The sequence below is a fragment of the Haloarchaeobius sp. HME9146 genome (assembly GCF_025399835.1).
GTDB lineage: Archaea > Halobacteriota > Halobacteria > Halobacteriales > Natrialbaceae > Haloarchaeobius.
Window position 1 is genome coordinate 3,220,933 of sequence record NZ_JAODVR010000001.1, and the last position, 21,538, is coordinate 3,242,470.

Here is a 21,538-nt window from a genome sequence, read left to right on the forward strand (position 1 = left end):
CGACCGGACGGCGTGGCTCAGATACCGGTCGGGACGTCGAAGAACGTCGTCTCCAGCGGTTCGTCCCACTCCTCCACCCACGACTGGAGGTTACGGACGCCGAACGTCTCGGTGGCGTAGTGGCCCGCGAGGACGACCGTGAGCCCTGCCTCCTGGGCCTCGTGGTACGTCTTCTGCTTGCCCTCGCCCATGATGACGGCGTCGACCCCTTTGGCTGCGGCTTCGTCGATGTAGTCCGACCCGTCGCCGGTGACGATGGCGACGTGTTCCAGCTCTGCCGGGCCGAAGTCGAGCACCTGGACGGGCTGGTCCCCGGTCGACAGTTCGGCTTCGAGCGTCTCGCGAAGCTCGTCGGCGGGCTGTGGCTCCGGCAGGCGACCCTGCTGGCCGGCGTGCTCCGGGCCGACACGACCGAAGGGTGCCCGGTTCGCGAGGTCCAGCAGGTCGGCGATGCCGGCCGCATTGCCGAGGTCGGGATGGCCGTCGAGCGGGAGGTGCGAGACGTACAGCGCCACGTCGTTCTCGACGAGCGGGGCGATGCGGCCGTACTGTCGACCGGTGACGCGCTCGATGCCGCCCCACGAGATGCCGTGGTGGACGACGATGGCGTCCGCTCCCCAGTCGGCTGCCATGTGGAACGTCTCCTCGACACCGTCCGTACAGAACGCGACCTGCGCCACGTCGGCCTCCTCGGGGCCGACCTGCAGGCCGTTCGCACTGGCATCGAGGTCCGCCCAGTCCGCGGTTCGCAGTTCCTCGTCGAGTCGGTCACAGAACTCGGTGAGCTTCATGGCTGCACCAACGGCTGCGAGGAGGAAAAGCCCCAGTGATTGGCGAGCAGGCGGCAGACTGTCCGGTCGGGAGTGTGCCGCACAACCGCTGGCTCCCGACCGGTGACTCGTCAGGGCACGACGGGTCTGGGCCCGTCTTCACTGAAAAACTCAGTCGTCGCTGGCCGCGTCGGCGAAGACGAACTCCCGGAGGAGTTTCCCGCCGAGTGCGGCGGCCTGGCCGTCGTCGCGGTCGTTGACCTCGACCACGTCGAAGCCGGTCACCTGCCCCGACTCGCCGAGTGCCCGGACCACGTCGCGCATCTCCCGCGGCGCGAGCCCGAACGGTTCCATCGTTCCCGTCCCGGGGGCGAACGCGGGGTCTGCGCCGTCGATGTCCACCGACAGGTACACTTCGCGGTCGCCGACGTCGGGTTCCCAGTCGGCCACGTCTTCGGGGGCGACGACCGTCACGTCGGCCTCGGCGGCGCGGTTCCACTCCGCCTCGGAGCCGGTTCTGGCCCCGAGGATGACGGCTTCGTCGGCGATGTCGAGGACGTGCCGGGTGACAGTCGCGTGGCTCAACTCGTTTCCGTCGTACTCGGCTCGCAGGTCGAGATGGGCGTCGAGACAGACGAACACGTCCGGGTCGACCGCGCGGACGTTCGCGAGCGTGACGGTGTGTTCCCCGCCGAGGAGGAGGGGAATCGCGTCGTCCCACACGGCGTCCCGGCAGACACCTTCGAGGTAGTCGAGGTACTCGGCGGCGTCGTCCCAGGCGCGGACGTCACCGTGGTCGTGGACGCCGAGTTCGGAGAAGTACCGGTCCGTCCGGTGGTCGTAGTCGTCGTACGTTTCGGAAAAGCGGCGAACGCGGTCCGGTCCGAACCGCGTGCCTGGTTGGAAGGTCGTCGAGATGTCGAGTGGAGCTCCGACGACCACGTAGTCGGCGTCGGCGCGGTCGGCGAGCGCTCCGGGGAACATCTAGACGATCTTGCGCTGTTCGTCGAGTTCGAGGTACTCGATCTCGTCGTCGGGCGAGGCGTCGAAGTCCTCGGGGATGGACATCGTGATGGTCTCGTACGTCTCGAGGTCCATGACCTGTGCGACGGTGTCGGACTCGACGGAGACGATCTGGCCCTGCTTTCGCTCGATGATCGGGACCCAGCACTTGGCGTCGACCGGCTGGGACATCGAACGCTTCTTTCCGTCGAAGACACCGACGGCCTCGACGCGAGCCTTCGCACTTCCGTGCTTACCCGGCTTGGCTGTGGAGTAGTGGTTGATCTTACACGCGGCGTCGTCGATAACCACGTAACTGCCTTCGCGGAGGTCACGAACTTCCTTTTGCTCTTTAGCCATGTTCCTGCGTTCCCCCCGTATCGGTATAAACGGTTTGGAACGGTCCAGCGGTCCCGGTGCCCCGTCCCCGCCGTCTCCGCGCCGAACTCGCCCGACGCGCCCGTTTTTACATCGGATTGGGAATATGTTCGGATTATAAATAGTTCTCTGTTGTATGGTACCGTGGGTGAACCCAATATGGCAACCAGAGAACCCGAGATGGAACTGTTCGGGAGACAGACCGGCTTCGAGTACTCCGAGACGTGGGTCGGCTACGCCCTGCTGGGCATGCGACTCACCATGGGCTGGGTGTTGTTCTACGCGGGCATCGACAAGGTGCTCGCCGGAGACTGGTCGGCAGGCGGCTTCCTGATGGGAGCAGCGTCCGGAGAGAACTTCATGGCGGGGTTCTGGGAGACCATGGCCGCGGACTGGCTCTGGCTCATCGACCCGCTCAACATGTGGGGCCTGACACTCACGGGCCTCGCCCTGATGCTCGGGGCGTTCGTCCGCTGGAGCGCGTTCTGGGCGGCCATCATGATGCTGTTCTACTGGCTGGCGAGCTTCCCGCTCGAGCACTCGTTCATCATCGACGACCACGTCGTGTACGCGATGCTCCTGTTCGGCCTGGGCGCGTTCGGCGCAGGCCGCATCCTCGGCGTCGACGACTGGCTCGAGGACACCGAATTCGTCCAGAACAACCGCTGGATGACGTATCTGTTGGGGTGACCGCGACGCTGCTGCGACCACACCAGCACACAGCCGAGTTCTTTTTTCAGCCACTGGCGGCGAACCGGGCCAGCGACCGGTACCCGAACCGCCTGCGAGCACGTATCAATACGTCTATAAGTTCTCGCGAGGCGTCACGAGGGGTATGAGCACCACCATGCCCCACCCAGACGCCAGTTCGGTCGCGAAGATCTACTACGCCGACGACCAGCCCGCCCAGGTCGACGCCGCCTTCGTCATCGAGGGGTGGGACTGGGTCGTCGGGTTCGACCAGGTCAACACCGACGACTACGACTACGTCTCCATCCCCATCGACCGCGTCGTCGGCGTGATGTCGCCGCAGTACACACAGTTCTCGCACAACGGCCGGCGCGTCACCGCCTACGGCGTCGACGACGTCGAGGTCGAGGAGTTTATCCACCTGCTTCCGCTGTAGGACCTAGTTCGTTCCGCCGCGCTCGATGACCCGCGCAACCCGTTCCAGTCCCTCTTCTAACTCCGCGGTCGGCAGCCCGAACCCGAGCCGCCAGTAGTTCTCGAAGCCGAACAGGTCGCCCGGCGCGAGCACGACGCTCTCCTCCTCGACGACGGCGACGCAGAACTCCCGGGCGTCCGCGAAGCCCTCCGGCACCGAGACGAACCCGTTCACCCCCACCGGGTCGTACCACTCGAGGTCGTGTTCCTCGACGAACTCACGGACGATATCGCGGTTCGTCTTCGCCAGCTCGCGGTTCTCCGCCAGAATCTCGTCCTCCTGCTCGCCCAGCGCCTGTTTCGCGACGTGCTGGCCGAAGATGGGCGGCGAGATGGTGGTGTAGTCCTTCCACTCGACCGCCTGCTGGACCACGTCCTCGGGACCGGCGATCCACCCGAAGCGCAGGCCAGCGAGACCATACGCCTTCGTCAGGCTGGTCGTCGAGATGCCCCACTCGCCCAGGCTGGCGACCGGCGGGAGCGGGTCGTCGTCGAGCAGTCGGTACACCTCGTCACAGAGCAGGTATGCTTCGTTCTCGGCCGCGAGGTCGTACAGTTCCTGCACCTTCGCCTCGTCGTGGTATCGTCCGGTCGGGTTGTTCGGGTTGTTCAGCACGACGAGTTTCGTCTCCTCGCGCATCGCGTCGGCGACTGCGTCGACGTCCAGCCGCCAGTCACCCTCCGAGAGCCAGACGCGGGTCACGTCGCCGACGGCGTCGGGGACCGACTGCAGGGCCTGGTAGGTCGGCGTGACGACCACGGCGTGGTCGCCCTCGTCGAGTAAGGAGAGGAATATCAGGAGGTTCGCCTCCTGTGTCCCGCAGGTGAAACACACCTCGTCCTTGCCCCGGCCGTAGCGCTCGCCGATTTCGTCCCTGAACTCGGGGTCGCCATCGGTCGGGATGACGTAGTTCAGCTCGCCGGGGTCCGTATCGAAGCGCTCCGAGTCGAGCGGGCGAATCCCGGATTCGGCGAGCATGATGTCGGCACCGTGTTCGTACTGCCCGAACCAGCGTTCGAGGCCGAAGGGCTCGATGTCCATGGCTGGTGGTGAGTTGGGCTGGTAGAAAGGTCGTTGGGTCTCTGTGCCGGCGGCGGCGGCGTGCGAACCCGGGCCCGGTGCGGGAGACGAGGGGAGGGTGGACGCCGCACCGTCTCGCTCAGTCCTCAGCCGTCTGGTGGAGGCCGAACACAGCTTCGAGTCCGAACATGACGAACGCCATCGTGCCGGCCTGCAGGAGACGTAACTCGTCACTCACCAACAGTCCTGCGAGAAGGACGCCCACACCGCCTGACAGGCCGAGGAACAGCGCGTATTGGTATCGAGGGAGACCCCGCAGCCACCGGTCGACCCGGTCGTAGAGGTGCCACATGCTGGTCCTCTACTCGTTCCCGCGGCGCTCTCTGAGGTTCTGGCGGGTGAACTGCGGCTGCGCCCGGATACCCTTCTTCGTCCGGAACGACCGCCACAGGCCCACCAGCGTGAGCAGCGAGAACGCCGCGATGACGGCGGCGACGCGGACCTCCCAGACGCCGCCGGCGGCGTAAAGCACCGACGAGGAGACCAGCCCGAACGCGAAGAACAGGGCGTACACCAGCCGTTTCGCCAGTTTGTCGAGCGTCCCCGAAGAGTCGTTCAGCTCGATCTGCACCGTGAGGTTCCCGCGCTGGGCGCGGTCCAGGGTGTTCTCCAGCTTCGGTGGGACCCGGAGCATCGACTGGGCGGACTCCCAGGCCTGGTCCTTCGTCTGGTCGACGAACTGCTTGATGGACTCCTCGCGGTAGCCCTCCTCGGTGAGGTACTCCGTCGCGGTGCTGATGAAGTCGAAGTTCGAGTCCAGCGTGACACAGACGCCCTCGACCACGGTCGCGACCCGGAGGACGAGCGCGAGGTTCGCCGGCAGGCGGAACGGGAACTCGTAGATGGAGTCCTCTATCTGGCCGACGATCTGGTTCACGCGGTACTGCTCGATGTCGTCACCACGGGCGTCCGCGATGGCCAGTTCCATCACCTCGCCCATGACCTGCCGGTCGGCGGTGGGCGAGAGTGTCCCGATGGCGATGAGCGAGTCGAGGATGCCGTCGATGTCCTGGTTGGCGACGGCGATGTAGAACTCGACGATCTTCTCCTGGACGAACGAGTCGACCCGGCCGGACATGCCGAAGTCGTAGAAGATGATGGCCCCGTCGTCCCGGACCGCGAGGTTGCCGGGGTGGGGGTCGGCGTGGAACACACCGTCCTCGATTATCATCTTGAGGTAGGCGCGCTGGAGCGTCTCGGCGACCGCGCTCCGGTCGATGTCCTTCTCGTCGAGTTCGTCGACGTCGTTGATCTTCGTCCCCGTCACGTAGTGCATGGTGAGCACGCGGGGGCCCGAGTAGCCCGCGAGCACGTCCGGGATGACGATGTCCTCGTCGTCGTCGAAGTTGTCGCGGATCTCGTTCAGCATCCGGGCCTCGCGCTGGTAGTCCATCTCCTCGCGGATGGTCTTCGCGAACTCGTCGGCGAGGTTCTCGAGCGAAAACGCCCGTGCCTCGCCCACGAACCGCATCAACAGCGGGAGCGACCACTTGATGACCGTGAGGTCGGCCTCGACGAGCGACTCGATGTTCGGCCGGCGGATCTTGACGGCGACCTCCTCGCCGTCGACCCGGGCGCGGTACACCTGTCCGAGGCTCGCGCCGCTGATGGGCGTGGTGTCGAACTCGTCGTACACCTCCTCGACGGGCCCGAGTTCGTCCTCGATGACGACCTTCGCCTCGGCCCAGGGAGCAGCGGGCACGTCGTCCTGCAGCGACGCGAGCACGTCGATGTACTCGGCGGGGAGGATGTCCGGGCGGGTCGAGAGCAACTGGCCGAGCTTGATGAACGTGGGACCGAGCGTGAGCAGCGAGTCCAGCAGCCGCTCGGCGCGGCGGATTCGTGTCTCTCGGTCGACCTGCCGTTTCCCGCCGAAGAGGAGGTACTTCCGGCGGTCACGGGCGTACGCGAGCAGCAAGGGGAGGAACTGACGCGCGACGACGAAGAAGCGCCAGTAGGCGCGGAGGGTTACCAGCGTGACCACCCGGGCTTACTCGGCGTCCGTGATCTCGATGGTCGTCTCCTCTGTGGCCCCACGCTTGGGCAGCGTGAGCTGGAGGACACCGCGCTCGACCGACGCGTCGGCTCCCTCGGCCGTCGCGTCCGGCGGCAGGGGGAGTTCCACGTCGAGGAACATCGACCGGTCCTCCCGGTCGTAGCGGAACTGGGGCGGGACGTCCTTCTCGCGGCGTGCCTCGATGCTGAGACGGCCGTTCTTCACGGAGACGTCGAGCGTGTCGGCGGTGACGCCCGGCAGGTCGATGACCAGCAGATACGCCTCGTCGGACTCGAGGAAATCGGCGAACACCGCGTCCGGCAGCTCCCGTAACGCGTCACGCAGCGCTGACATGGCCGACTCTTGGTATCGGGGGGCGAAAAAGGCCGCGGATGCGGTACCGCAGGAGCGAGAGACCATGCCAGCTATTCACAGCCAGGCGACGGCGAACACGAGACACGCGGCCCCGATGATGCTCGGCACCGCCGCGCGGTACAGCAGTCGGCGGACCGCCCCGCCCTCGCTGGTGTCCGAGATGAGAAACGGCGGCTCCATGGCACGGGCAAGCAGGTTCCCCAGGAACCCACTGTCGAGGCGTTTCTGCGCGCCGACGATGGCGTACAGCCGCGACCCGAACTCGCGGTCCGGGTCGGGGCGGCTGTGGCCGAGGACGTGGACCGTCTCCCCGATGTCGAGGCGTTCCTCGATGTAGCGCCGGTCGTTGCCCGTCTTGAGCTTGAACAGCTTCAGGTCCATCGACGTGTTCTCCGAGTCGACGTCCTCGTTGGCGTCGATGAACTGCTGGACCGTCTCGGGGGGCATGGTTCCGCCGTCGACGTGGATACGGCTCGACTCGTCGAGCGAGAACCGCGCCCCACTGGGGTCGACCAGCACCTGCCCGGTGTCGTCCTCGACCCGGAACGGCCGCCACCAGGTGCCCTCGTCGATGGTCGCCCAGTGGCTGTTCTTCCCGCTGCTGCGGTACTCCTCGACCTTCCAGTGACAGACGAGACAGTGGGCGTCCGTGAACGGCGACCGGACGTACTCCTCGTGGAGCTTCGCGGTGCCCTCTATCTCGAAGGGGCCGCTGTTCCGGGCCTCGTAGGCCGATTTCGGGTCGTTGGCCTGGATGCGGTAGGCGTCGCGGACCGAGCGCCCACCGTAGCCGAGGAAGGCGATGCCGACGAGGACGAGCAGGAGTGCGAACGTGGAGAGACCGAGGACCATACCGGCCCTTCAGCAGCGTTCCAGATAACTGTCACGTTTGGTGGGTGCGCCTCGGACGCGGTCGGTTCCAGTCGCACGAAGTCATGCTCCCGCAGGCTTTTGCCGCTCCCGAGCACAGTTCAAGTCATGGACGAGGACAGGAAGGAATCCGGTTTCAAGGACCGGACGCGCGTCGACGACGCGCGGGAGTTGTTGGCGGAGCGGGTGACACAACTCGACCGCACGGAGACGGTCACGGTCGCCGAGGCCGACGGCCGAGTGCTTGCCGAACCGGTCGAATCCGACCGGAACGTGCCGGACTACCCGAAGGCAGCGATGGACGGCTTCGCGGTCCGGGCGAGCGACACCTTCGGCGCGAGCGACCGCTCCCCGGAGATACTTCGGGTGGTCGACGAGGACCCGATGCCGGGCGAGGCGGTCCGGGTCCACACCGGGAGCGCGCTCCCGGGTGGGGCCGACGCCGTCGTCATGATAGAGCACACGGACACCTTCGGCGACGAGGTCGAGGTGTTCGACGCGCTGGCCGAAGGCGAGAACGTCGCGCCCGTGGGCGAGGACGTGCGCGAGGGACAGCACCTCTACGACCCGGGCCACCGGCTCCGGCCCTCGGACCTTGGCTTGCTACGGTCGGTCGGCATCGAGTCCGTCTCGGTGTTCGAGCCACCGAGCGTGGGCGTGATTCCGACCGGAGAGGAACTCGTGGATTCGGACCCGGGTCCCGGCGAGGTCATCGAGACGAACTCGCTCACGGTCTCGCGGCTCGCCGACCGCTGGGGGGCCGAGGCGACCCGGTACGACGTGGTCACGGACGACTACGAGCAACTGAAAACGGCCATCGCCGACGCCTGCAAGGAACACGACGTGGTCGCGACCACCGGCGGCTCCTCCGTCGGCGAGCGCGACCTCGTCCCGGAGGTGGTCGACGAACTCGGCGAGGTGTTCGTCCACGGCGTCGCCCTGAAACCGGGCCACCCGGTCGCGCTGGGACTGGTCGAGGATACCCCCGTCGTGATGCTGCCAGGGTACCCCGTCGCCTGCATCGTCAACGCGGTGCAGTTCCTCCGGTACGCCGTGAAGTGGACCGGCTCGCTCCCCATCGAGGAGCCGCCGACGAACCCGGCGATGCTCGACCGGAAGATACCGAGCGAACCCGGCGTGCGGACGTACGCGAGAGTCCGGTTCGACTCGAAGGACGGCCAGCGCGTGGCGGTCCCGGTGCGAGCAGGCGGTTCGGGCGTGCTCTCCTCGGTCGCCCTCTCCGATGGATGGGTCGAGATACGCGAAGGTATCGAGGGGCTGCCGGAAGGCGACCTCATCGCGGTCCAGAACTGGGAGTGGTCGGCATGAGGAAGGAGTTCCGCGACCTGGCTCCGCCCGAGGAAGCGCACGAGGCCATCGCGAGCCTCGACCTCGAACCCGAGGCAGAGACCGTTCCCCTCGAAGACGCCCGCGGGCGCGTCCTCGCCGAGCGAATCGACGCGACCATCGACGTGCCCGGCTTCGACCGCGCGAAACTCGACGGCTACGCACTCCGGGCGAAGGACACCTTCGGCGCGGACGAGGCCGACCCCGCAGTCCTCGATCTGGTGGGGGAGGTCCACGCCGGAGCCGAACCGGACGTCGAGGTCGGCGTCGGCGAGTGCGTGGAGATATCGACGGGGGCCGTCATGCCCGACGGCGCGGACGCGATGGTCATGGTCGAGAAGACCGAGGAGTCCGACGACCGCGAGCACGTCAGCGTCTACACCGGCGTCGCCCCCGGCGACAGCGTGATGTTCGCCGGCTCGGACGTTGCGGCGGGCGAGCGCGCCCTCGGCCCCGGAACCCGGCTCACCTCGCGCGAAATCGGGCTGCTCTCGGCGCTCGGGGTCGAGGAGGTCCCGGTGAACGGGAAGCCAGTAGTCGGCATCGTCTCGACCGGCGACGAACTCGTCCGTCCCGGCGGCGAGCTCCACTCCGAGCGCGGCCAGATATACGACGTGAACAGCTACACCGTCGCGTCGGGTGTCGAGGAAGCGGGTGGCGTCCCGAAGCTCTACCCCCACGCCGGCGACGACTACGACGAGATGGAGCGCATCCTCGTCGAGGCCAGCGAGGAGTGCGACCTCGTGCTCTCCTCGGGCAGCACCAGCGCCAGCGCGGTCGACGTCATCTACCAGGTCATCGAGGACCAGGGCGAACTCCTGCTCCACGGTGTCGCCGTGAAGCCCGGAAAACCGATGCTGGTCGGCCGTCTCGACGACTCGGCCTACGTCGGCCTCCCCGGGTATCCCGTCTCCGCGCTCACAATCTTCCGGACGTTCGTCGCCCCGGCCATCCGCCGGGCGGCGGGCCTGCCGGAACCCCGAACCGCCACCGTCGAGGGGGCGATGGCCGTGCAGGAACGCTATTCGGAGGGGCGGATGCGGCTCATGCCCGCCGGACTGGTCGAGGACGCGGAAGGCAACACGCTGGTCTACCCGGTCGACAAGGGCTCCGGCGCGACCACCAGCCTCGTCGAGGCCGACGGCGTGGTCGAGGTTCCCGCCGACACGGAATACCTCGATGAAGGTGAGTCGGTCGAGGTCCAGCTGTTCTCGCCCGACGTGCGCCCCCCGACCGTCTTCGGCGTCGGCGAGGACGACCCGCTCCTCTCGCGGGTCCTCGACCGCCTCGGCTCCCCGCGATACCTCTCGGTCGGGTCGCGACAGGGCCTCCGGCGACTGCGCTCCGGCGTACCTGACTTCGCGGTCACTGCCGGCCCACTCGAACGCGAGGTCGACTCTGAAGTACTCGGCTCGTGGACCCGCGAGTGGGGTCTCGTGGTCCCGGACGGCAATCCAAAGAACATCGAGGGGCTGGCCGACCTCGTGGACCGGAAGCTCCGGTTCGTCAACCGGACGACCGACTCCGGTTTGCGAACGAGTCTCGGGAACGCGGTCGCCGAACTGGCCGAACAGCGCGGCGAGGACCGCCACGACACCGTCTCCGAGATCGACGGTTTCGACCTCTCGCTGCGCGCCCACGAGAGCCCGGCCCGGAAGGTGCTGGCTGGGAGGGCCGACGCTGGCCTCGGCCTGCGGGCGACTGCGGACCGGCTGGACATGGACTTCGTCTCACTGGGCGAGGAACAGGTGCAGGTGCTCGCGAATCCGGACAGGGTCGAGAAGTCGGGGATGCAGGTGTTGAAAGCGGTGCTGGCTGCCATCGACGAGGATCTGGCGATACTCGCGGGCTACGAGGAGGCGTAGCCCACCAGGATATCTGTCTGCAGCCCAATACTTTTCTGGCGGCTGGGCGAAGTCCAGTCGATGAACTCGCTGCCCTCCCGCTCCGCCATCGACGCCGAGTACCGCTGGGACCGTTCACTCGTGTTCGAGACCGACGAGGCGTGGGAAGCCGCGTTCGAGTCCCTCGAATCCCGTGTCGAGACCTTCGACCCGGTCGACGAATCGGTGGTCGAGGACGGGCAGGCGCTCCGAGACGCGCTCGAACGCCGCGAGGCTCTCCTCCGGGAACGGGGCCCGGTCTGGCTCTACCCGCAGCTCAAGTTGCTCGTGGACACCGACGACGAGGCCGCCGAGCGCCGCCGCGAGCGCGCCCGGGGGCTTCGAGCCCGCATCGACGGCCTGTTCAGCGGGCTGGAGCCGGCCATCCAGCAGGCCGGGCGCGACCACGTCGAGCGCCTCCTCGCCGAGACACCCGAACTCGAGACGTACGAACACTTCCTCGACGACGCCCTCCGACGCGCTGCACACACGCTCTCCCCAGCCGAGGAGGACCTGCTCACCGACCTCGAGGACGCGCTCGACGCGCCCTCGCGGGTCCTCGAACGCATCGACTCGGCCGCGGTCGAGGCCCGGACGGTCGAGGTCGGCGACGAGACGCTGACCGTCACCGGTCAGTCGTTCGGGCGGCTGTTGAGCCACCAAGACCGCGAGGTTCGACGACAGGTCCACCACGCCTACCGCGACGCGCTCTCCGAGCACCGCATCGCAACGGCCCAGGCCTACGCCGAGCACCTCCGGTCGGCCGCCACCCGGGCCCGCGTCCGGGACTACGACTCGGCCATCGACATGGCGACCGACGACCTCCCGACCGAGGTGCACGAAGCCCTCACCGACGCAGTCCTGGAGAACTACGACCCCTTCGCCCGCCGGCTAGAGTACATCCGGGAGGACCTCGACGGCGACGACCTCCACAACTGGGACCGGGCCGCCCCACTGGCGACCGGCGACGGACCCGAGATTCCCTACGACGAGGGAGTCGAACACGTCCTCGCGGCGGTCGAACCGCTCGGCAGCGACTACCAGGACAGACTCGCGGACCTGCTCGACCAGCGCCGGGTCGACGTGTACGAGACCCAGGAGAAACGCGGCATCGTCGCAGCCGCGTTCGGGAGTTACGAGGTCGGCTCGTTCGTCCACCTGAACTACGCCGACGACCTCTGGTCGCTGCTCTTCTTCGTCCACGAACTCGGCCACGTGATGCACAAGGACCACTTCGACGCGGCACAGCCGACGACCTACCAGTCCTACCCGGACCACGTCGCCGAGATAGCGAGCTTCTGTCACGAGGCGCTGCTTGTCCGCCACCTGCTCGACACCTTCGAAGCGGAGGCCGACCGGCGGCACGTCCTCGACACGTTCACCCGGAAGCTCCCGATGCTCGCGGCAGCCCGCGGTATGGCGTTCGTCCGCCAGTTGTTCCGGGACATCGAATCGGGCGAGACGCTCACCGCGGACCACATCGACGCCCGGAACCTGGAGACGATGCGGCGGTTCTACCCGGACGTGACCTTCGATGACGCCGACGCGACGCTCTGGATGAGCCAGAACCTCGACCGCGAGCCCTGTCACGCCTACTGGTACCTGCTCGGGTCCGTCGGCGGGCTGGCGACGGCCAGTCGCCTGCTCGACGGCGACCTCGCCCCCGAGACGTACCGGGACTTCCTGCGGGCCGGGTCGAGCGAGTACGCCGTCACCCTGCTGGACCGGCTGGGCCTGTCGGTCCGGGACGGAAGCATGGTTGCGACGGGTATCGAACAGTACGACGAGTATCTGGACGCGCTGGCAGAATAGCGGAGAGAACCGACCGAACACTCAGTCGCTTGCCGTCTCGGAATCGACCTGTCGCCACAGTTCTTCGAAGTTCGTCACCCGGTAGTCGCCCATGACGCAGTGGCCGCGCTTCTCGTGGCCGTGGCGCTCGACGTGGATGGCGTCGAGGCCGGCGTTCCAGGCCGCGCCCACGTCACAGCTGCCGTCGCCGGCGAGGACGCCGTCGGCCACGGACCCGAAGCCGCCGTCGGAGGCGACCCGCCGGTAGTCGACGTCCATCTCCGAGAGGGCGCGGTACACCGGGTCCGGGTCCGGTTTCCAGCCCGTGTCGTCGGTACAGCAGACGATGGTGTCGAACCAGTCGCGGATGTCGAGGTGGTCGATGACGGGGTCGGTGAGGAACTGCTGGCAGTGCGTCACGAGGCCGACGGGGGCGTCGAGTTCCCCGACGAACTCAGCGTCCGGGTGCAGGAACGTCCGTTCGGCCCGCACGTCGGGGTTCTCGATGGAGTGGAAGGCGGGCCAGAACTCGGCGGGGTCGATGCCCCATTCGCGGAGCTGGTCGTCGCGCTTGCCCGTGAGGCCGTTCCAGATGATGTGTGCCTCGCGGTCTGTGAACTCCCGGCCGAGGATCGCGCCGACGTCGTCGAACACCTCGCGAGTGTAGGACCAGTCGACGTCGATAAGCGTACCGTCGAGGTCGAACAGCCAGAAGTCGTAGTCCGCAGGTCGCATAAGGAACAGAACGTAGGCAATATTCGGCTAAATGCTTTCCGGCTTTCGTGATACGACAGAAGAACTATCGGGCAAGACGGACTGCGATGTGACATGTCCCGCTCGGTGGCCCTCTCCCTCCGCATGGTCGTCGCCCTGTTCGGGTTGCTCGTCGTCACACTCACACTCGGTGGTGTCCTCTTCGTGGTCTTCACGGGTGCTTCGCTGTTCGTGGTCGGACTCGGCGGCGGTGGCGAGGGCGGCGTCGTGCTCTCGCTCGCTGCAGGGGCCCTCGGCACCCTCGTCGTCATGGGCTGGTCGGTACGGCGGGAACTCGGCGATTCTCCCCTCCAGGGTCTCGGTCGCGGGCGACGCGACGCACCGGCCGAACTGACACGACTCGTCACCACGACCAGCCAGCAACTCGACATCCCGGCACCCACCATCCGATTAGTCGAGAGCGAGACGCCACTGGCGATGGTCACAGGGCTTCGCCGGCGAGACGCGACACTGGTCCTCTCCACCGGCGTCACCGAGACGCTCGACCCCGATGAGCTGGCCGCCGTGGTCGCCCACGAACTCGCCCACGTGGCGAACCGTGACGTGACGCTCACCAGCCTCTGTGCCATCCCTGTGTTCGTCGCGGACGACCTGTTCCAGTGGGGCCTCGGCACGCTCGGGAGCGACGATATCGCCAGGAAGGATGGGAACCTGGTCGGACTGCTCGCCGCCGGCGCGTCGGTGGCGGTCGGCGGCTGCTTCCTCGTGGTCGGTCGCGGCCTCCTGTTGCTGTTCTCGCGCCAGCGCGAACTCGCCGCCGACCGGACCGCCGTCGAGGTGACCGGCCAGCCGGGTGCGCTCGCGAGCGCGCTGGCTAGCCTCGACGAGCGGTTCGACGCGGCACCGACCCTCGACCCGCGAGCCACCGACAGGGTCGAGGCGTTCTCCATCGTCCCGCCGCCGCCCGAGGACCCGACGCCCGACGTGCTGCTCGGGCCCGAGGGCACGCGGCTACCCTACGGCTGGACGTTCGAGCGCCTGCGCATCCAGTTCACGAACAGACTCCCGGGAACCCATCCGCGGACGGAATCCCGCATCGAGCGCCTTCGACAGCGCGCCTGACCCGACTCAGTCCTCGACCTGTATCGAGCTCCCGAGGTACTTGTTCAGCACCTCGTGGACCGAATCCGCCCGGAACAGGTCGAGATTCTCACCGATAGCCTCCTTGAGCGCCGAGAAGTACTCGTCGTCGGTCCGAAGCCCCCGGAACTCGACGAAGAGCACGGTCACGCCCAGTTCGTCCTCGGCCAGTTCGCGGACGTAGGCGGGGTCGTTCAACTCGCCGCGCCAGAGGTTGTCCCGGAAGAAGAGCCAGCCGTCGGTCCCGGGCTCGTCAGCCTCCCGCAGCAGAGTGGTCTCGAACTCGTTCGGGGTCACCGAGACGTCGGCGCTGGTCGGGTCGAGTCGGAACCGGACAGCAACGACGTACTCGGCGTGCATCGTCGGCTCCCTCTCAGACTTCCCTGTTCAGGAACTGCGCCATCTCGATGTCCTTCTCGGTTATGCCGCCCTCCTCGTGGCTGGTGAAGCGGACCTCGACCTCCTTGTACCGGATTATCATCGTCGGGTGGTGGAACTGGGCTTCGGCGATCTCACCCGTCAGTTGCGCGAAATTGACGCCTTTCATGTAGTCGTCGAACTCGAAGGTCCGGACGATCTCGTCACCGTCGAGCGACCACCCCTCGGGGAGTTGCTCCTGGATTTCGTCGGTTGACAGCACGTCGGCCATGGCGGAAACATCGATGCCGGTTCAAATAATCGTTGGGGCATAGACACTGCACCGTCCGGGGGAAACGTGATACGGCCCGCCGTCGAATCGCCGGCCGTGCCCCCGACCTCCAGGAGAGCGGTCCTCGCAGCCCTCGGCCTCGGCGCGCTCGGCTCCCTCGGGCTCGCGTCCGCCCCCGAGTTCGCGTCCGCCACACACGAGACGTCTCGCCCGACCGCCCGCCTCGCGGTGCAGGTCCATCCCGACAGCCGGTTCGGCTGGTCGACACGGACGAGACAGATCGCCCAGGCCGTCGCGAACGGCGTCGAACAGGTCGCGTACCGCCTCGAACACGGTCACGACGTGGCCGTCGACGTGTCGGTCACCCGTGGCGCGCCGATTCCCGAGTCACGGGTCGGGATGGGGACGTACCAGCAGCTGTTCGCCGACGTGGAGTCCTGGCTGCGTGCCGAGGACGCCTACGACCCGACCGCCTGCCACCTGTTCCTCCCGAACGAGCCGTACAACCAGGCGCTCGGCTACGGCGGCGCGAACGGCGTCGTGGGTGACGGGGGTGCCGTCGCGTTCGCCAACGTCGGCGCGACCGCCATCTGGGACGGGCGCGCCGTCTCGGAGAACATCGCGGTCCACGAGTGGCTCCACACCGTGTTGACCGGTGACGCCGCCGAGACGCAGGTCGACTCCCGGTGCGAACACGACCTCGGCGCGGTCGTGATGCGCGAACTCGGGACCGTCCTCGTCACGCCCATGGCGACCGCGTACGCCGACGACACGGTGTTCGGCGGGGAGACCCGCTGGCACGGCTCGGGCTGTTACAACCACGAGGCGTTCTCCCGGCACGACGGGCTCGAACTGCGCCCGCGGCGCTGGGAGCACACCTGGCAGTTGAGCGAGGCGACGCTTCGGGCAGCATCACACTACGTCACGGAGACCCTCGTCTGAGCGACCGGCCACCTTTCCTGCTGGCGGCCCTACCCAATCACATGACAGGGAGACCGATAGCCGGTGGCCGGCGTCGCACCCGTCGCCATTTCCTCGCCAGCGCTGCGGCGGCGGGCGGGGTCGCACTCGGCGCGGGCTGCGTGACTGGGAGCCTCGGCAACGCCGACGACACCGGCCTCGCGGCCGGCCCGACCATCGCGCTCGAATCGGTCGCCGAGGGGTTCACCGCGCCACTCGGTGTCGAGTTCGCCCCCGGGGACGACCGACCCTACGTCGTCGACCAGACCGGCACCGTCGACGTGGTCGAAGACGGGGAGCGCAGCCGCTTCCTCGACGTGCGCGACCGGATGGTCTCGCTCGGTGGCTACGAGGAGCGCGGGCTGCTCGGGCTGGCGTTCCATCCCGAGTACGAGGAAAACGGCCGGTTCTTCGCCCGCTACAGCGCCCCGCGGCGGTCCGGTACCCCCTCGAACTACTCCCACACGTTCGTGCTCGCGGAGTTCACCGCCGACGGCGATTCGGCCGACCCGGAGAGCGAGCGAACCGTCCTCGAGATTCCGCAGCCACAGTCGAACCACAACGCCGGTGCCATCGTCTTCGGTCCCGATGGATACCTCTACGTCGCAACCGGCGACGGCGGCGGCGGTGGCGACCGCGGGACGGGCCACGTCGCGGACTGGTACGACGCGGTCTCGGGCGGCAACGGCCAGGATGTGACCGAGAACCTGCTCGGGAGCATCCTCCGAATCGACGTGGACGGGACCGACGGCAGCGAGCCCTACGCCATCCCCGACGACAACCCCCTCGTCGGCCGCGAGGGCCTCGACGAACACTACGCCTGGGGCTTCCGGAACCCGTGGCGGATGTCCTTCGCGGGCGAGGACCTGCTGGTCGCCGACGTGGGCCAGAACCGCTACGAGGAGGTCAGTGTGGTCCGCGCGGGCGGCAACTACGGCTGGAACGTCCGCGAGGGTGCACACTGCTACTCGGCCGACTCCTGCCCGACCGAGACGCCCGACGGCGACCCACTGGTCGACCCGGTCGTCGAGTACCCCCACGAGCGCGACGGCGAAACCCTCGGCATCGCGGTCGTCGGTGGCTACCTGTACCGGGGTGACGCGGTTCCCGAACTCGCGGACCGGTACCTCTTCGGCGACTGGCGGGGCGGTTCAGGCGGCAGACTGTACGTCGCGGACCCGACCGACGATGGCCAGTGGCCGATGGCCAGCGTACAGGTCGCGGGCCAGGGGACGGTCCTCGAGTCGCTCTTGCTCTCCTTCGGCGAGGACCACGACGGCGAACTGTACGTCGGCACGACCCGGAGCGCGCGGCTCTCGGGGAACTCTGGCGTGGTCTCGCGGGTGACGGCCGCAGGAAGTGCGGGTGGCGGGGACACCGAACCGGACAGCACGGAGCCGGCTCCTGATGGTGATGGTGATGGGACTGCAGACGGGACGGACGACTCGAGCGGGACGCCCGGATTCGGCCCGCTGGCGGCGCTGGCGGGGCTTGGAATCGGCGGATACGCGGCTCGAGAACTCAGTCGTCGTCGCTGAGCGCGCCGACCGGAGCGTCCGATGGGAGTTCCTCCGCGACGCCCTCGGGAATCTCGTCGGGCATCTCACCCATCTTCGCGAACTTCGCGATCGGCGGTGCGTCGGCCCCGAAATCGGGGTCGAACAGCTGGAGTGCGGTGTTGATGGTCGTCCAGTCGTCCTCGGCGGCGGCCTCGCGCAGGCTCTTGGTCGGGGCGGAGAGCAACTGGCCGACGAGCGAGTCCGCCATCGATTCGAGCACCTCGCGCTCCTCCTCGTCGAGGTCGAGCTTCGACAGCGCCGTCTCGACCTCGCGCTGTTTCATGCGGTCGGCGGACTCGTACATCGCGGCGATGACCTCGTCGGCGCGTTTTCGCTTGTACTGGTCGAGCAGCAGGTCGAACTCCTCGTCGATGAGCGCCTCGACGGCCTCGGCGGCCTCGCGGCGCTGTTCGCGCGTCTCCTCGGTGACGTCCTCCAGCGTGTCGAGGTCGTACACTGTCACGTGGTCGAGGTCGCGGGCCTCTGTCGCCACGTCCCGGGGTTGCGCGAGGTCGACCACGACGTGGTCGTTCCCGTCGTCGAGGTCGGCTGCGGTGAGAACCGGGTCGTCGCTCCCGGTCGCCGTGACGACCACGTCTGCACGGTCGACGACGGTCGTGAGCGCGGCCAGCGTGACCGCCTCGGTGTCGATGTCAACCTGCTCGGCGAGGTGTTCGGCGTGTGGGAGCGTGCGGTTCGCGACCACGAGGTCGGTGACGCCGCGGTCCGCGAGGGCGCGGGCGGCCAGCGTGGCCATCTCGCCTGCGCCGACGACCAGTGCGGTCGCGCCGTCGAGGTCTCGCTTCGTGGCGACGAGTTCGGCGGCGGCCGAGCCCAGCGAGACGACGCCCTCGTTGATGTCGGTCTCGGTGCGGACGCGCTCGCCCACGTGGATGGCCTTCAGCACCGCGTCGTCGAGCATCTGGCCGATGCCGTCCTCGGCGCGCGAATCCTCGTAGGCGGTCCGGACCTGCCCGAGGATCTGGTCCTCGCCCAGGACGAGCGAGTCCAGGCCGGCAGCGACCCGGAGCAGGTGGCGCAGGCTCTCCTCGTGGCCCATGTACTCGACCACGTCGTCCGGCACGTCGTTCGCGTAGTCGGTGACGACGGCCCGCCCGGTGACGGGGTCGTCGGTGACGACGTACGCCTCGGCACGGTTGCACGTCTGGAGGCAGTACGCCTCTCTGACACCGTCACGGGCGCGGAGCGTGGCGACCACGGCTCGCTGTGACTCGCCGCTTGCGGCCGCGATGTCGTCGACGCTGGCCGTTGAGTGCGAGACACGTACGCCGGTGATGACGCCTGTTCCTGCGTTCATTTCTCGGTGAGTGCGCGGTCCCGAAGGACCTCACGCGCTATCTGACGGGGCTTGGTGTTACCAGTACGTAAAACTGTCCAAACGTCATCCTGTCTGACGACGTCCCGCACGATGGCCCGGCGTTCGGCCGGGTCCACGCCCCGTGACTGAAGTTCGTCGCGCAGGTAGCCAGTCAACTCGGCCATGGCACCTGCGCCGGCCAGTTCGTCCTCGAGTCGCTCACGGAGGTACTTCGAGAGGGCGGGCGACGCGCCACCGGTCGAGATGGAGACGACGACCGGGTCGTCACGCACCGTCGCCGGAACGACGACGCTCCCGCGCTCCCTGCTCCCGTGAATATCGGTCCGGTTGACGAGCACGTCTCGTGCCCTGGCTTCGTGCTCGATAGCGGCGTTCAACTCCCCGTCGTCGGTCGCCGCGACCACGAGCATCGGGTCCAGCCGGTCCAGCCAGTCGGGCACGTCCTCGGGGTCGAGGGTGGCTTCGACCAGCTCGGCACCGCCGAAGTCGGCGTCGGCGAAGTCGGGACTGACGACGACGACGCGCGCCTCGCGGGCGAACCGGCGGGCCTTGCGGGCCCCGACCCGGCCGCCACCGACGACGAGGACCGTCTCACCCTCGAAATCGTGGAGTAGCGGTATCATGTGTCCCTCCGTTGGTGGTCGAACGACACTGTCTCGTGCTGTGGATTGGACGAGATGCATAAAAGGGTAGCGTCCACTCTCACCGCGCTGGAACGGTCCCCGACACGTTCGGGGGGCTGGCTGTCGACGCCGGCGGCGGTCACTCGGACTCCGTGTTCGCCTCGGCGCGCTCGGCCATCCGGATGCCCGTCTTCTTCAGGATGCGCGTCGAGAACAGCGAGTCCCAGTCGTCCTCGCCCACGTCCCAGAACTCGCTCATCTTCTCGCGCACCTGCTCGATGCGCTGCTGGCTCTCTTCTTCGGACCTGCCGTGGGTCATCGCGAAGAAGTTGTACGGCCAGACGCCGTCGTGGCGAGGGCGCTCGTAACAGTGCGTGACGAACTCCAGGCCCGCTATCTCGGGGCCGACCTCGTCGACCAGATCGTCCGGGACGTTCCAGACGGTCATCCCGTTCTCCGTGTACCCGAGCGCGTAGTGGTTCGGGATGACGCCGATGCGGCGGATCTTCCCCTCGCGCTCGAACCGGCGGATGGTCGAGAGCACCCAGTCGAGGTCGGCGTCGATGGCCTCGGCCACGTCGCTGTACGGCGTCGCCGTAACTTCGAACCCGTCCTGTATCTCGAGGACGAGGTCGCGCTCCTGTGGCGTGAGCGTGTTCCGCCCGGACGGTTCCTCGTTCGGGCCCAGGCCGGTGAGGTCGACCGACCCGCCCTCGATGACGGCGTCGACGTAGAACTTCGCCTCGACGCGGAACTCCTGCTGTTTCGGCAGGTTGTACGTCCGCTGGCCCGTCTCCTCCTCGATCTCGGCGAGCACCTCGTCCACGCGGTCCGCGTCCGCCACGCTGACGACGAACCACATGTTCAGGTGTGGATGCTCGCGCTCGTAGTTGTGTGCCACCTCGCGGTGGGCGTTGACCTGCTCGGCGACCTCGTCGAAGCGGTCCTCGGGGGCGTGCATGGCCACGAGCGTGGCCGTCCCCCCGATCTGCTGTGCGTTGATGAGCGGCCCGAACCGGGTGAGCACGCCCTCCTCGTCGAGTCGGCGCACCCGCTCGACGAGTTCGCCCTCCGTCAGTTCGATGCCGCGGTCGCGGAGTGCCGCCGCTGCGGGGTCGAAAGGTCGCGCCACCACCGGGAACCCACCCTGGAACGCGTTGACGATGGCGCGGTCTGTGCTATCCATCTCGTAATCGACCGCCCTTCCCATGCCCCGTGCTCGGTGTCGGGTAGACATAAGGACCTCGGCCTCGGTCGAAGCAGGCGAGAACCCCGAGAACAGCAGTCAGTCGCCGCGAACGCCGATGAACACGTCCACCGAGCCCCCGGCTCAGTCCCCACGGACGCCGATGGACTGCGTCCACCGAGCCCCCGGCTCAGTCGCCGCGGACGCTGAGAGGCATGGCCTCTCAAGCCCCCGGCTCAAGAGCCGAGGACGCCCGTCACGTCGTACCCCAGCTCCTCGATGTCGGCGAGGATGGCCTCGTGGTCCGCCGTCGCCTCGTAGTAGATGACGACGTCGAAGCTGCCGTTGCGCAGGAGCTGTTGGCACTCCCAGACGAACTCCTCGCCGTCGAGGGTGAGTCCCTGGTGCTGGTTCGAGGAGAAGTCCGGGTCGTCGTTGCCGGAGTTGACGTACACGTCCTTCGGGTCGTGCCCGGCGTGTTCGGCGATGATGTCGCCCACGTCCAGGGTCGCCTGCATCATCTGGACGTCCTCCTGTCCGGCGTACTCGGTGTGGACGATCGCCCCGTTGAGCTGGATGTCGCCCGGTTCGAGCAGAGCCTTCGTGCGGCGCTTCAGGTCGTCGTCGATGGTGTCGGCCATGCGCGGGACTCTGCTCGCCCCACAGTTAGCACTCACGGTCCGGTTCCGTCGCCGCCCTCGGCGGCCGGTT

Annotated in this window: 22 protein-coding genes; 8 read left to right on the plus strand and 14 right to left on the minus strand. The window is 67.8% G+C overall.

What is annotated here, in order from left to right; genetic code table 11:
• Positions 1-17: 17 nt before the first annotated feature.
• The 3 genes from N6C22_RS16565 to N6C22_RS16575 all read right to left on the minus strand — a co-directional run bounded on the left by N6C22_RS16565 (position 18) and on the right by N6C22_RS16575 (position 2,132).
• A complete protein-coding gene (locus N6C22_RS16565) occupies positions 18-791 on the minus strand; it encodes a Nif3-like dinuclear metal center hexameric protein (protein ID WP_261652234.1) in 774 nt (257 codons plus the stop codon).
• Positions 792-941: 150 nt separating this feature from the next.
• Positions 942-1,754, minus strand: coding sequence for an agmatinase (speB, locus tag N6C22_RS16570; protein ID WP_261652235.1), 813 nt, complete (start codon positions 1,752-1,754; stop codon positions 942-944).
• Positions 1,755-2,132: a translation initiation factor IF-5A gene (locus N6C22_RS16575; RefSeq protein WP_261652236.1), complete on the minus strand. Its 378-nt coding sequence runs from the start codon at positions 2,130-2,132 to the stop codon at positions 1,755-1,757.
• 177 nt (positions 2,133-2,309) lie between these two features.
• Between N6C22_RS16575 and N6C22_RS16580 the strand changes: the two genes are divergently transcribed.
• Positions 2,310-2,840 (plus strand): DoxX family protein, encoded by a 531-nt coding sequence (locus N6C22_RS16580; protein ID WP_261652237.1) that lies wholly within the window; start codon positions 2,310-2,312, stop codon positions 2,838-2,840.
• Positions 2,841-2,985: 145 nt separating this feature from the next.
• Positions 2,986-3,276: a hypothetical protein gene (locus N6C22_RS16585; RefSeq protein ID WP_261652238.1), complete on the plus strand. Its 291-nt coding sequence runs from the start codon at positions 2,986-2,988 to the stop codon at positions 3,274-3,276.
• A gap of 3 nt (positions 3,277-3,279) precedes the next feature.
• Here N6C22_RS16585 and N6C22_RS16590 read toward each other — a convergent pair whose 3' ends face one another.
• From N6C22_RS16590 to N6C22_RS16605, 4 genes are all read right to left on the minus strand, one after another.
• Complete coding sequence (locus N6C22_RS16590; RefSeq protein WP_261652239.1) at positions 3,280-4,356, minus strand: aminotransferase class I/II-fold pyridoxal phosphate-dependent enzyme; 1,077 nt, start codon at positions 4,354-4,356, stop codon at positions 3,280-3,282.
• Between the two features lie 340 nt (positions 4,357-4,696).
• Positions 4,697-6,379: an ABC1 kinase family protein gene (locus tag N6C22_RS16595; RefSeq protein WP_369684420.1), complete on the minus strand. Its 1,683-nt coding sequence runs from the start codon at positions 6,377-6,379 to the stop codon at positions 4,697-4,699.
• A gap of 6 nt (positions 6,380-6,385) precedes the next feature.
• A complete protein-coding gene (locus tag N6C22_RS16600) occupies positions 6,386-6,745 on the minus strand; it encodes an Hsp20/alpha crystallin family protein (RefSeq protein WP_261652240.1) in 360 nt (119 codons plus the stop codon).
• 75 nt (positions 6,746-6,820) lie between these two features.
• Positions 6,821-7,618: an E3 ubiquitin ligase family protein gene (locus tag N6C22_RS16605; RefSeq protein WP_261652241.1), complete on the minus strand. Its 798-nt coding sequence runs from the start codon at positions 7,616-7,618 to the stop codon at positions 6,821-6,823.
• Positions 7,619-7,744: 126 nt separating this feature from the next.
• On the opposite strand from N6C22_RS16605, the gene glp reads away from it, so the two are divergent.
• Genes glp through N6C22_RS16620 form a run of 3 tightly spaced genes read left to right on the plus strand, consistent with a single transcriptional unit; the run spans position 7,745 to position 12,678 of the window.
• Entirely contained in the window at positions 7,745-8,965 is a 1,221-nt protein-coding gene (gene glp, locus N6C22_RS16610; protein WP_261652242.1) for a gephyrin-like molybdotransferase Glp, read from the plus strand.
• A complete protein-coding gene (locus tag N6C22_RS16615; protein WP_261652243.1) occupies positions 8,962-10,848 on the plus strand; it encodes a molybdopterin biosynthesis protein in 1,887 nt (628 codons plus the stop codon). Before glp ends, N6C22_RS16615 begins: the two co-directional genes overlap by 4 nt.
• 60 nt (positions 10,849-10,908) lie before the next feature.
• Positions 10,909-12,678: a M3 family oligoendopeptidase gene (locus N6C22_RS16620; protein ID WP_261652244.1), complete on the plus strand. Its 1,770-nt coding sequence runs from the start codon at positions 10,909-10,911 to the stop codon at positions 12,676-12,678.
• A gap of 21 nt (positions 12,679-12,699) precedes the next feature.
• Here N6C22_RS16620 and N6C22_RS16625 read toward each other — a convergent pair whose 3' ends face one another.
• The gene (locus N6C22_RS16625) at positions 12,700-13,392 is read right to left on the minus strand and encodes an HAD family hydrolase (RefSeq protein WP_261652245.1); all 693 of its coding nucleotides are present in this window, start codon (positions 13,390-13,392) and stop codon (positions 12,700-12,702) included.
• Between the two features lie 93 nt (positions 13,393-13,485).
• Between N6C22_RS16625 and N6C22_RS16630 the strand changes: the two genes are divergently transcribed.
• Positions 13,486-14,493 (plus strand): M48 family metallopeptidase, encoded by a 1,008-nt coding sequence (locus N6C22_RS16630; RefSeq protein ID WP_261652246.1) that lies wholly within the window; start codon positions 13,486-13,488, stop codon positions 14,491-14,493.
• A 6-nt stretch (positions 14,494-14,499) separates the two neighbouring features.
• Here N6C22_RS16630 and lwrS read toward each other — a convergent pair whose 3' ends face one another.
• Positions 14,500-14,871, minus strand: a complete 372-nt coding sequence (gene lwrS, locus N6C22_RS16635) for an LWR-salt protein (protein ID WP_261652247.1) — start codon at positions 14,869-14,871, stop codon at positions 14,500-14,502.
• A 13-nt stretch (positions 14,872-14,884) separates the two neighbouring features.
• Entirely contained in the window at positions 14,885-15,160 is a 276-nt protein-coding gene (locus N6C22_RS16640; RefSeq protein ID WP_261652248.1) for a 4a-hydroxytetrahydrobiopterin dehydratase, read from the minus strand.
• Positions 15,161-15,256: 96 nt separating this feature from the next.
• Between N6C22_RS16640 and N6C22_RS16645 the strand changes: the two genes are divergently transcribed.
• A complete protein-coding gene (locus tag N6C22_RS16645; protein WP_261652249.1) occupies positions 15,257-16,102 on the plus strand; it encodes a hypothetical protein in 846 nt (281 codons plus the stop codon).
• 41 nt (positions 16,103-16,143) lie between these two features.
• Positions 16,144-17,658, plus strand: coding sequence for a sorbosone dehydrogenase family protein (locus N6C22_RS16650; RefSeq protein ID WP_261652250.1), 1,515 nt, complete (start codon positions 16,144-16,146; stop codon positions 17,656-17,658).
• On the opposite strand, the gene hemA is transcribed toward N6C22_RS16650, so the two are convergent.
• The 4 genes from hemA to N6C22_RS16670 all read right to left on the minus strand — a co-directional run bounded on the left by hemA (position 17,642) and on the right by N6C22_RS16670 (position 21,468).
• Positions 17,642-18,997 (minus strand): glutamyl-tRNA reductase, encoded by a 1,356-nt coding sequence (hemA, locus tag N6C22_RS16655; protein WP_261652251.1) that lies wholly within the window; start codon positions 18,995-18,997, stop codon positions 17,642-17,644. The two genes, N6C22_RS16650 and hemA, sit on opposite strands and share 17 nt — an antisense overlap.
• Complete coding sequence (locus N6C22_RS16660) at positions 18,994-19,641, minus strand: bifunctional precorrin-2 dehydrogenase/sirohydrochlorin ferrochelatase (RefSeq protein ID WP_261652252.1); 648 nt, start codon at positions 19,639-19,641, stop codon at positions 18,994-18,996. The genes hemA and N6C22_RS16660 overlap by 4 nt, the downstream gene beginning before the upstream one ends.
• 139 nt (positions 19,642-19,780) lie before the next feature.
• Complete coding sequence (locus tag N6C22_RS16665) at positions 19,781-20,851, minus strand: Lrp/AsnC family transcriptional regulator (RefSeq protein WP_261652253.1); 1,071 nt, start codon at positions 20,849-20,851, stop codon at positions 19,781-19,783.
• A 212-nt stretch (positions 20,852-21,063) separates the two neighbouring features.
• A complete protein-coding gene (locus tag N6C22_RS16670; RefSeq protein WP_261652254.1) occupies positions 21,064-21,468 on the minus strand; it encodes a DUF5778 family protein in 405 nt (134 codons plus the stop codon).
• Positions 21,469-21,538: the final 70 nt, after the last annotated feature.